Annotated in this window: 9 protein-coding genes; 2 read left to right on the plus strand and 7 right to left on the minus strand. The window is 71.2% G+C overall.

The annotated features are described in order from the left end of the window. Positions 1–120: 120 nt before the first annotated feature. Positions 121–2712 (plus strand): non-lysosomal glucosylceramidase, encoded by a 2592-nt coding sequence (locus LLH23_01905; protein ID MCE5237230.1) that lies wholly within the window; start codon positions 121–123, stop codon positions 2710–2712. Between the two features lie 171 nt (positions 2713–2883). Here LLH23_01905 and ccsA read toward each other — a convergent pair whose 3' ends face one another. The 7 genes from ccsA to LLH23_01940 form a co-directional block, all read right to left on the minus strand. After that, the gene (gene ccsA / locus LLH23_01910; protein MCE5237231.1) at positions 2884–3795 is read right to left on the minus strand and encodes a cytochrome c biogenesis protein CcsA; all 912 of its coding nucleotides are present in this window, start codon (positions 3793–3795) and stop codon (positions 2884–2886) included. Then, the gene (locus LLH23_01915; GenBank protein ID MCE5237232.1) at positions 3788–5299 is read right to left on the minus strand and encodes a cytochrome c biogenesis protein ResB; all 1512 of its coding nucleotides are present in this window, start codon (positions 5297–5299) and stop codon (positions 3788–3790) included. The genes ccsA and LLH23_01915 overlap by 8 nt, the downstream gene beginning before the upstream one ends. 30 nt (positions 5300–5329) lie before the next feature. Next, positions 5330–6151 (minus strand): energy-coupling factor ABC transporter ATP-binding protein, encoded by an 822-nt coding sequence (locus LLH23_01920; protein ID MCE5237233.1) that lies wholly within the window; start codon positions 6149–6151, stop codon positions 5330–5332. Next, positions 6148–7035, minus strand: a complete 888-nt coding sequence (locus tag LLH23_01925) for an energy-coupling factor transporter transmembrane protein EcfT (GenBank protein ID MCE5237234.1) — start codon at positions 7033–7035, stop codon at positions 6148–6150. Before LLH23_01925 ends, LLH23_01920 begins: the two co-directional genes overlap by 4 nt. Then, positions 7028–7384 (minus strand): cobalamin biosynthesis protein, encoded by a 357-nt coding sequence (locus tag LLH23_01930; GenBank protein ID MCE5237235.1) that lies wholly within the window; start codon positions 7382–7384, stop codon positions 7028–7030. The genes LLH23_01925 and LLH23_01930 overlap by 8 nt, the downstream gene beginning before the upstream one ends. Then, positions 7381–8082 carry a cobalt transporter CbiM gene (gene cbiM / locus LLH23_01935; GenBank protein MCE5237236.1) on the minus strand — a complete coding sequence of 234 codons (702 nt, stop codon included), beginning with the start codon at positions 8080–8082 and terminating at the stop codon, positions 7381–7383. The genes LLH23_01930 and cbiM overlap by 4 nt, the downstream gene beginning before the upstream one ends. A 188-nt stretch (positions 8083–8270) precedes the next feature. After that, positions 8271–9035 (minus strand): MBL fold metallo-hydrolase, encoded by a 765-nt coding sequence (locus LLH23_01940; protein ID MCE5237237.1) that lies wholly within the window; start codon positions 9033–9035, stop codon positions 8271–8273. Between the two features lie 275 nt (positions 9036–9310). Between LLH23_01940 and LLH23_01945 the strand changes: the two genes are divergently transcribed. Then, a partial coding sequence (locus tag LLH23_01945; GenBank protein MCE5237238.1) for a hypothetical protein occupies positions 9311–10391 on the plus strand: 1081 nt, incomplete at its 3' end.

Raw genomic sequence — 10391 nt, forward strand, 5'->3', positions numbered from 1 at the left:
GGCCCCCACCCCCGGTCGTGGGGCCCGTCGCACACAACGCGACACCCACCGCCTAGTGTAACGCGAACTTCCGCAAGCCGGTACTAGGCCGCACTCGCTTGCTCCAGGGAGGCTCTAGCCATGTCTCGGCGCAACCGCTTGCCCTATAGTCGTGACGAGCTGTTCGGCCAGGGACCGCCGCGGACGTACCGCGGCCCGCATCTGGCCGAGATCGCCTTCCCGCTGGGCGGCCTCGGCACCGGCTCGGTGAGCCTCGGCGGCTGGGGGCAACTGCGCGACTGGGAGCTGCGCAACCGCCCTGCCAAGGGGCGCACGCTGCCCCAGACGTTCTTCTCGGTGCGGGTGCAGGCGCCCGGACAGGCCCCGCAGGTGAAGGTGCTGCAAGGCCCCCGGAGCGGCTCGCAGAACAGGGGCGGCCATTCGGCCGGCCACGACACGGCTGAGGGCCTGCCGCACTTCCGCGAGGTGTCGTTCCGGGGCGAGTTCCCCACCGCCGAAGTGCGCCTGCGCGATAAGAGCTTCCCCGTCGAGGCGAAGCTCACGGCCTTCAGCCCCTTCATCCCGCTCAACGACACCGACTCCAGCCTGCCCCTCGCTGTGCTCACCTATGAGATCACCAACCGCACCAAGCAGCCCCTGCAGGTGTCGGTCATGGGCAACCTGACCAACGACCTCGGCGCGGCCGAAGGGCGGACCAACCGCGCTCGGCAGGCCGCCGGCCTGCAGGGCCTCATGCTCGCCAACGCCGGCGAGGGCGAGGACGACCCGCAGCGCGGCTCGCTGGTCCTGGCGACACCGGCCGAGGGGAGCTGGGTGTGGCCCGCGTGGCACGATGCCCGCATCCTCAAGTTCTGGGAGGCCGTGGCATGGGAGGAGCAGTGGCCGCCGGTGCGCCAGGGCAGCAGCGGCACGGGCACCGTCGGCGTGGACTGCGAACTCTCCCCCGGCGCGTCGGTCACCGTGCCCTTCCTGCTGGCCTGGCACTTCCCCAACTACCCGCACTGGAACCGGACCGACGACGACGGCCGACCGGTGACCTGGAAAAACTGGTACGCGACCCAGTGGGCCGACGCCTGGGCCGTGGCGCGCTACGGCGCCAGACACCTCGAACGCCTGGCGGCCGAGACGCAGCAGTTCCATGACACCCTCTTCGCGTCCACGTTGCCGGCGGTCGCCCTCGACGCGATCAGCAGCCAGCTCTCGATCCTGCGCACCAACACCTGCCTGCGCCTCACCGATGGCACCTTCTACGGCTTCGAGGGCTGCAGCGACGGCTGCGGCTGCTGTGAGGGCTCCTGCACCCATGTCTGGAACTACGCCCAGGCTCTCCCCTACCTCTTCCCCGCCCTGCAGCGCTCCGTGCGCGACGCCGACTGGGCCAACTCCATGCAGGACGACGGCTTCGTGTGCTTCCGCATGCCACTGCCCCTGGGCACCAAGGGCGGCACGGGCTTCCACCCCGCGGCCGACGGGCAGATGGGCACGGTCATCCAGGTCTACCGGGAGTGGCTCATCAGCGGCGACGACGAGTGGCTCCGCCGGATCTGGCCGCAGTGCGTCCGGGCCCTCGAGTTCGCCTGGAAGTACTGGGACGCGGACAAGGACGGCGTCATGGAGGGGATGCAGCACAACACGTATGACATGGAGTTCTACGGCCCCAACACGATGATGGGCAGCCTGTACCTGGGGGCGCTGACCGCGGCGGCGAGGCTGGCTGACCATCTGGGCGAGGCGGATCGGGCGGCGGAGTACCGCGACCTGGCCGCCCGCGGCGCCGCCTTCTCGGACCGCGAGCTGTTCAATGGCGAGTACTACGAGCAGATCGTCAACCCGCACGCGCACGAGGTGTGGCCGGACAACCTGCGCCAGTTGGCGATCAACCACGGCCTGGATGACAAGGTCCCCGACTGGCCGCGCTGGCAGTTCGGCAAGGGCTGCCTGTCCGACCAGCTCCTGGGCCAGTGGTATGCCGAGATGCTGGGCCTGGGCAAGCTCTACAACCCCGCCTACCTGCGGCAGGCCCTGCAGGCCATCTTCCGGTACAACTGGCGGCCGGACCTGACCGACCACTTCTGCTCCCTGCGGGTGTACGCGCTCAATGAGGAGGCGGGGCTGCTGATCGGCTCGTGGCCGCGCGGCGAGCGTCCCGGCTATGCCTTCTGGTTCGCCGATGAGGTATGGTGCGGGATCGAGTACCAGGTCGCCAGCCACCTGATCTACGAGGGCTTCGTCGCCGAGGGCCTGGCTATCGTCAAGGGCGTGCGCGACCGCCACACCGGCCAGCAGCGCAACCCGTGGAACGAGTTCGAGTGCGGCCACCACTACGCGCGGTCGCTGGCCAGCTATGCGCTGCTGACCGCGCTGTCGGGCTTCTCGTACTCCGCCCCCGAGCAGCGCCTCGGCATGGCCCCCCGGGTCAGCGCCGACGACTTCCGCACGTTCTTCTCGGTGGCCAGCGGCTGGGGCAGTTATGGGCAGAAGGTGTCCGGCAAGAAGGCGCGGATCTCAGTGCAGGTAGCGCAAGGGAGCCTGACGCTGCGGACGCTCCAGACGGCCCTGGAGGCCGGGGGGAAGGCGAAGGCGCGCCTGGACGACGAGCCGGTCGCGGTAGCGCTCGAGCCGTCCGCCGAGGGCTTGCGCCTGACGTTCGCCGAGCCGGTGACGGTGCAAGCCGGGCAGACGCTGCGGGTGACAGTAGCGCAAGGGCGGTAGGCACCAAGGGGGATGTTGCCGTTGCCGTTGCCGTTGCCGTTGCCGTTGCCGTTCCCCCTCCCTTCAGGGAGGGGGCAGGGGGTAGGACGCCGTTGCCGTTTCTCACGGCCTCCTACCCCCGCGCCTCCGGCGCGACCCCTCCCTGAAGGGAGGGGCAGAACGACGTGGCCGTTACCCCGCCGTGCCCTCCTCCCCCCGCGTCGCCGCGTGCTTGACGAGATACAACAGGCTCCACCCCGCCGCCAGGGCCAGTGCGCCGTAGGCGAAGATCGCCAGCGCCACGTGGACATGCAGCCACAGCTTGCTCTGCAGCGCCGGCGGCAGCGGGTCGTGCCCCTTGTGCGGGAAGTACAGATAGCCGTACATGGACACCAGCAACGCCAGGGGCAGCGTGCCCAGCAGGGCCAGGCGCTGCCGGCGCAGGCCCGCCACCACCCCACAGAGCATGATCCCCCACACGAACCACAGCGAGAAGTCGTAGCCGCTGCTGAAGGTCAGGCGCCCGGCCGCGATGGTGCGCAGGACCAGGACCAGGGTGTTGCCAAGCAGCCCGGCGACCGCCAGCCCAAAGCCGGCCGTCAAGGCCCGCCGCCGGCCGCCGATCGCCCCCGACAGCGTGACCAGCAGCGCCGCGAGCGTGCACAGGAAGAAGGCCACGGTGATGACGGCCTCGGCCGAGGAGACGCCGGCGAAGCCGCCCAGCAGGCGCCCGGTCGGGCTGGGCCGGGCCACGCCGTAGGAGTGCAGACTGCGCAGGAAGTTGACCCCGGCGAAGGTGAAGAGCACGGCGATGAAGCCCAGCAGCACGATGCGGGCCGAGGTCCGTCCCGTCCAGTTGCGCTGCCGCCGCCCGTGCAGATAGCCGGCGTAGATCAGCCACGTCACCAGCGAGGCGGTCTCCTTCGGGTCCCAGCTCCACCAGCGCTGCCACACATACTGCGCCCACACCGCGCCGGTGATGATGACCAGCGTGAGCAGGGGGAAGCCGAAGGCCACCGCGCGGTAGATGCTCTGGTCCATCTGCTCCAGCGGGGGCAGCGCCTCGCTCATGCGCCGCCACAGTCCCGGCCGTCCCTCAGTCACGTGCCGCCTCCTCTCCGGCGTCAGGCGTGCCGCCGACTGCGACCAGCAGGGCCGTCCACAGGCGCTCCTGGCCCTCACCCAGACCGCCGGTGCGCCCGTAAGTCGCGAGCGTCAGCCGCGTATGCCCCGCATCCAGCGGCGCCAGCGCCAGCACCCGGCGTTGCAGCGGGAAGTAGAAGATCATCACCAGGCCGACCATGCCGATGGTGAAGCCCGCCCACACGAGGGGCAGGCCGGGGTCCTTGCGCACACCCAGGCCGGTGGCCATGGTGACGCCGGTGAACCGGACCTGCCCGCCCGGGAGGGGCAGCGTCTCCCCTTCCAGCACCCAGCCGAGGTCCTTGACCTGATGCGGAGGGACGCCGGGGGCGGGAGCCGTCTGCCCGTGCGCCGGCAGGCCGCTGACCAAGGCCAGACCGAGCGCCGGCCGCCCCAATACTTCGCCGCTGAGGCCCAACACCTCCCCTCCCTCACGCCGGGCATCGGCGAAGAAGGCGGCGGCCACCAGCGCCGTGCGCCCATCGGGCAGGAGCGCGGCGCTCGACTCGTGTGGCACCCCCCATACGCTGCCCTCCCCGCCGTCGTCCTGGCCCTGCAGCCGCGCCAGCGGGAAGGCGAACTCCTGTGTCTGGCCGTCGCATGTCACCTGCACTTGCGCATGGCCCAGGCCCCAACTCACCTGGCTGAGGAGATAGCCCCGGTACTTGAGCGGGTGGTTGACCGAGATCGTGCCCCGGGCCACCTCGCCGCCACCGGAGAACAGGCGTACCTCGCTGCAGTAGTTCGCCACGCTGCCCGTGGTCGGGTCGTGCATGATGGTGAAGCGGTCTACCTGGAGGGTGAAGGGCAGTTCGCCGTGCGTGCCGGCGTAGGACTTCCCCTCCTCGATCTGGGCGGTCTGGTCGAGCGACAGGCCGTGCATGGCGCCCAGCGCCGCCCCCACGGCCACCAGGAAGACGGCATAGTGCGCCAGCGTCTGCCCCCAGGCCGACAACCGGTGACGGTGTAGGACCAGCAGGTGCTGGCCCTCGACGGAGCCCAACTCGACGCTGCGGTAGCCGTGACGCCGGGCGGCGGCGCGCAGCCTCGTCAGGGCGGCCGGTAGGGCCACGGGAGCAGCCCCGCTGAGCGCGTCAGCACCGGCGGCGCAGCGGGCCGCGGCGGCCGGGTCGGGCACTCGCCAGCGTAGCGCGCCCTCACGCCACAGGCGGCCCGAGCAGGCGATCAGGCTGAGCAGCAGGACGCCCAACAGCAGCAGGAACCACCAGGCTGTGGGAACATGATCGAGGCTGAGCCAGCCGATGAGGTTGGCCGCGAAGCGTCCGTAGCGGTCCGCGTACTCGTCGTAGCCGGCGCCCTGCGGCACGGCCACGCTCAGCAGCGCCCCGGCGGCGATCAGCACCAGCAACGGGAAGACGGTGCGCATCTCCCGGAGCTGACGCCAGGCGAGGCCGAGCAGGTTGCGCGCGGGGACGCTCGGGGCCGGTTGGTCGGGCGAACTCAACGACTGCCTCCCTCGGCGGGGCTGGCCCGTTCAGTGCTGATGCTCATGCCACAGCCCGTGCAGGTGCGGGTGCACGTGCCGCACGGAGCCGTGGGCATGGGCGTGTGCGTGGATGAGGTTGACCTCCAGCAGCAGGTCCAGGTTGGCGATGGTCTCGCTCACGGGCCCCTCGGCCACGAGGCGGTGGTCCTCGGACAGCACCACCGCCCGATCGGACAGCTCGGCGGCCAGTTCGAGGTCGTGCGTCGCCGTCACAGCCGTCAGACCCGTCGCCCGAAGCTGCGTGAGCAGCTCCAGCAGCCACTGCTGGCTGCGCGGGTCCAGGCCGGAGGTCGGCTCGTCGAGCAGCAGCACCTGCGGGCCGGCCGTCAGCAGGCCGCCCAGTGCCACCCGTTTCTGCTCGCCGCCGCTGAGCGCCTGCGGGGAGCGGTCGCGCAGGTGCGCAATCTCCAGCAACTCCAACGTGTCCTCGACCCGGCGCCGCACGTCCGCCGGCTCCAGGCGTAGTTGCAGCGGCGCGAAGGCCAGTTCCTCCTCGACCGTGGCGCAGAAGAGCTGCACCTCGGAGTGCTGGAACATCATCCCCACGCGCCGCCGGAAGGCGCGGCTCCAGTCGGGCCGGGCCAGCGCGGCTTCCGTGAGCGGCTCGCCGAAAGCCTGGATCGTGCCGGCGGTCGGGAACTGCAGGCCGTCGAGCAGGTGCAGCAACGTGGACTTACCGCTGGCGTTCGCCCCCAGCAGCGCCACGCTCTCCCCGGCGGCGATGCTCAGGCTCACCTCGCGCAGCACCGGCCCGCCGCCGCGGTAGGCGAAGCTGACATCCCGCAGCGCAAAGAGGGTCTCACCGTTCATCGCAGCCACCCGTCCCAGGCGACCAACGCCGCCGCCACCACCAGGCCGACCACGACCAGTGCCCGTTCCCGCTTCCGCCAGCGCGGAGGGCGCAGTGTCTGGATGTCACCGTCGTAGCCCCGCGCGGTCATGGCATCATGCACCGCCTCGGCCAGGCGGAGGCTGGAGAGCAGCGTGATGCCCATCCCCGCCGCCGCCCAGTGCTGGCCCTGGCGCACGGTCTCCCCGCCATAGCCGCGGCTCAGACGCGCCAGGTGCAGCTCCTCGGCCTGGCGCAGCACCAATACCAGGTAGCGCTGCATCATCGTCAGGACCGTGCCGAAGACGCGCGGCAGGCCCAGCCGCCGCAGGCCGACGATCAGTGCCGCCGAGGCGCTGGTCCCGGTGAGCGTCAGGGCGAGGGCGACGCAGGCGAGGGTCCGCAGGAAGAAACGGGCGGCGACGACGAGCCCGGGGGCGGTGACGGCGATCTCGCGGGGGGTGTGCCCCCACAGGACCCACAGGGCGGGGCCGGGGGTGATGAGGTTCAGACAGGAGGGGAGCGCCAGGGCCAGTGTGAAGAGGGGCACGCCCAGCCACAGGGGGGTCAGCCTGCGTCCCCGCAGCCCGGCCGCCAGCGCCAGCGCGACCGCCAGCCCGGCCGCAGCGGCCACTGTGGGCAGCGTGTGCAGCAGCGACACCGCCACGATCAGCAGCCCCACGCCGATGAGCTTGGCGCGGGCGTCAAAGCCCGCGAGCCAGCCGTCGGCCTGCGTCGGAGCCAACTGCGCCGCCAGGGCCAACCCGATGGCCGCCAGCCCCCGCTGCACGGCCCGGCCCCCCGTGGCACGGGCGCGCGCGTGGCCGACCGCGGCTGGCTCCGCGGCCCGGCAGGCTTCACTCATCCATGTCGGTAGTGCTCTGCTCGTGTCGGGCCAGCAACCTTCCCAGGAGCAATGACAGCCCCACCACCACTGCCATCCCCACGACCGCGCACACGATATACCAAAGGCTCTGCCCGAGCAAGCCCGCCGGGGGCTCGCCCGGCCGCGAGTAGTCGGGCAGCGGGGCATGCCACAGGCCGCCCAGACGCTCAAGCTGCTGCGGCACATAGCCGACCAGCTTCCCGATCTCCTCCGCGCCCCATTCGCCCCAGGCGCTCCCGGCCCCGAGCCAGGTCGGCAGCAGCAGCCCCAGCGGCGTCAGCACCGCCAGGATGGCCAGACCGATCCACAGCTTGCGGTTGGTCTTCATGCCACGTCCTCCCCGGGCGCCGTCGTCCGGGCCGGGATCAGCTCCGACGCGTGGCGTTGCAGGTACGCGACCACCAGTCCTGTCACGATCGCCTCGACCCACCCGAAGACGACGAGATGCTCCACCGCCATGACCGGGAGGGCGACCTGCAGGGGGTAGGGCGCATACAGGGCGTGGCCGGCCGCGTCATGGGCCAGGAGCGGCTGGAGGCCGAACAGGACCGCCGTGGCCAGCGCCGCCACATTCAGCCCCACATAGCCGCCGACGGCTGCCCCGAGCCAGTGCCGCCGCGAGCCCACCGGACTGTGCCCGGCGATCAGGCGGTACACACCGAACCCCACGAAGGGCATGATGACGGCCATGGTCAGGCAGTTGGCCCCGAGGGCGGTGATGCCGCCGTCGCCGAACATCAGCGCCTGCACGACCAGGGCCGTCGTCACCGCCACACAGGCCGCCCACGGACCCAGCAGCACCGCCACGAGGACGGCGCCCACTGCGTGGCCGGTCGTGCCGCCGGGGATCGGCACATTGAACATCATGATGACAAACGAGAAGGCCGCGCCCATGGCCAGCAGCGGCACCTGGCGGGACTTGAGGGACTGGCTGAGCCGCCGCGACGCCACCGCCCACAAGGGCGCCACGACCGCATAGGAGGTCACATAGGTGGCGGGTCCGAGGTAGCCGTCGGGGATGTGCATGGCGGTAGCTCCTGGCGACGCACGGTGCGGCCAGCGCGATACGTAGCACGAATGCAAGTAACGTAGCACTGTGCTGCGTGTCCTGTCAAGCCCGGGGGGACACGGGGCGTCCGAGTGGGGCCCGGCCTGACGACGGCGGGGCGGACGTCAGGGGCGTACACCAGGGCCAGGGCGGGGCGTCGGCCGGCCTACTCGTACGGCAGGGCAATCACCCGGCGGCCCGTAGCCGGCAGGTTCGCCCGGCTGAGCGTGAGCGTCGCCGTCGTCGGGCGCTGCACCTCCCAGCCCTCCGGGAGGGCCTTCAGGAAGTCGTCCACCGGCGCGATGGGCAGCCGCGACATGGCGGCGGTGCGGACGTGCATCGGCAGGATGACGCGCGCCTGGAGCTGCTCGGCGACCTGCACAGCCTGCGCGGCGTCAATGGTGTAGTAGCCGCCGACCGGAATCATCAGCACGTCCACCGGCGGGCCGATGGCCGCGATCTCCTCGTCCGTCAGCGGGTGCCCGAGGTCGCCCAGGTGCACGAGCTTGAGCCCCGCCATCTGCCACACGAAGATCGTGTCCGGCCCGCGCTTGGCCCCGTGTTCGGCGTCGTGATAGGCGGCTACGCCCAGAAAGCGGATCCCGGCGGCCTCGTGCGGACCGACGCCGCGCAGCACCACGGGCTTCCCCTGCACCGTCTCGACGGCGTTGTGGTCGTGATGCTCATGGCTCACCAGCACCACCTGCGGCTCGAGGCTGGGGGTGTGGTAGCCAAAGTCGGCGGGGAACGGGTCGGTCAGGGCGGTCGTCGTGCCGTCGCCAATCGTGAAGCAAGCCTGCCCCCACCAGCGAATGCTCAGTGCCTCCACCTTCGCCACCTCCTGCGCGGGAGACCGGGTGACGGCCAGTGCGCTGCACAGGCAGCAGGCCATCAGCCCGAGCGCCCACGAGTGTTGTGTGTGTCTGTCCATGGGATGGAGGTTGCGTGTTGGGGTACGCATTTCCTTCTGGTGTGCCGCCCGCTTCGCGGGCTCACGCCGACAAGAGGAGGAGAGGGGGCGCCGGGGTCGTGCGGCCCGAAGGGCCCGGCGTATGTAGCCACGGGCGTGAGCCCCCGGGCAGGCGCGCCCTCCCTATCCCCTCCGGCACAAGCCCCGAAGGGGCGACACACCCGTCCCGCCGAACAGGTCCCGCCGCTCCTGACGGCGAATTCCGTCGTGACACTTCCACGATGGAGCGAACCCACATGACTCACGAGGAACTGCGCGCGCTGGTGGCCGAGGTGGTCGTCGTGCGCGGCACGCTGCAATACCGTGACGAGGAGAACGAGCTGATCGCCTCCGGCGCCGTGCTCAACTCCCAGGTCGGCGGGGCGGACATCATTGCCCGCTGCCGGGAGCTGCGCGCCATGGCCCCCGGGCCGCTGACGCTGCAGTGCGACCTGGAGACCGGCAGCCGCTTCGCCGCCGACGGCACCGAGGTCCCGCCGCTGATGGCTCTGGGCGCGGCGGATGACGAGCAACTGGCCTATGACTGGGGCCACGCCATTGGCCTGGAGGGGCGGCGGCTGGGTCTCGACCTGACCTGGAGCCCCGTGCTGGACATCAACACCAACCCCGACAACCCGATCATCAATGTCCGCTCGTGCGGCGAGGACCGCGACCTCGTCTGCCGGCTGGGCGCGGCGGTCACGCGGGGCCTGCGGGCCTCGGGGATCGAGCCGTGCGCGAAGCACTGGCCCGGCCACGGCGACGTCGCCGTGGACAGCCACATCTCGCTGCCCACGGTCAATCTGACGCGGGAGCGGATCGAGAGCGTCGAATGGGAGCCGTACCGCCACGCCCGCCGGGCGGGGCTGGAAAGCATCATGACCGGGCATCTGCTGGTGCCCGACATTGACCCGGCCCACTGCGCCACGGTCAGCCCGACGCTCATCGGCATGCTGCGGCACGACCTGGGCTTCCCCGGCCCGATCATCACCGACTCGATGGGCATGGAGGGGCTGCGGCTGACGATCGACTCGGCGCAGGCGGCGTGGATGGCCCTGGCGGCGGGCCATGACCAGGTGCTGATTGACTACAAGCGCTCGCCGCTGGACGCCTACAACGCTGTCCTCGCCGCCTGTGGCGATGGCCGTGTGCCCGAGGCGCGCCTGCGTGAAGCCGCTGACTGCGTGCGCCGGCTCAAGGCCCGCTGCGCCGCGTTGCCGCCTCTGCCGGCCGCTGATGAGATCCGCGCGACGCTGCACGACATGGCGCGGCGCGTGGCGGAGGCGGCGGTAACGGCCGTCGTGGGAGCGCTCACCGACCGCGATCAAACATCTGCCG

The organism is bacterium (genome assembly GCA_021372615.1).
Lineage (GTDB): Bacteria > Armatimonadota > Zipacnadia > Zipacnadales > UBA11051 > JAJFUB01.

Bases quoted from the DNA above. Each gene is read 5' to 3' on its own strand.
- LLH23_01920 (MCE5237233.1), bottom strand. From the start codon at position 6,151: ATGAACGGTGAGACCCTCTTTGCGCTGCGGGATGTCAGCTTCGCCTAC.
- LLH23_01930 (MCE5237235.1), bottom strand. From the start codon at position 7,384: ATGAAGACCAACCGCAAGCTGTGGATCGGTCTGGCCATCCTGGCGGTG.
- cbiM (MCE5237236.1), bottom strand. From the start codon at position 8,082: ATGCACATCCCCGACGGCTACCTCGGACCCGCCACCTATGTGACCTCC.
- LLH23_01925 (MCE5237234.1), bottom strand. From the start codon at position 7,035: ATGAGTGAAGCCTGCCGGGCCGCGGAGCCAGCCGCGGTCGGCCACGCG.
- LLH23_01940 (MCE5237237.1), bottom strand. From the start codon at position 9,035: ATGGACAGACACACACAACACTCGTGGGCGCTCGGGCTGATGGCCTGC.
- LLH23_01905 (MCE5237230.1), top strand. From the start codon at position 121: ATGTCTCGGCGCAACCGCTTGCCCTATAGTCGTGACGAGCTGTTCGGC.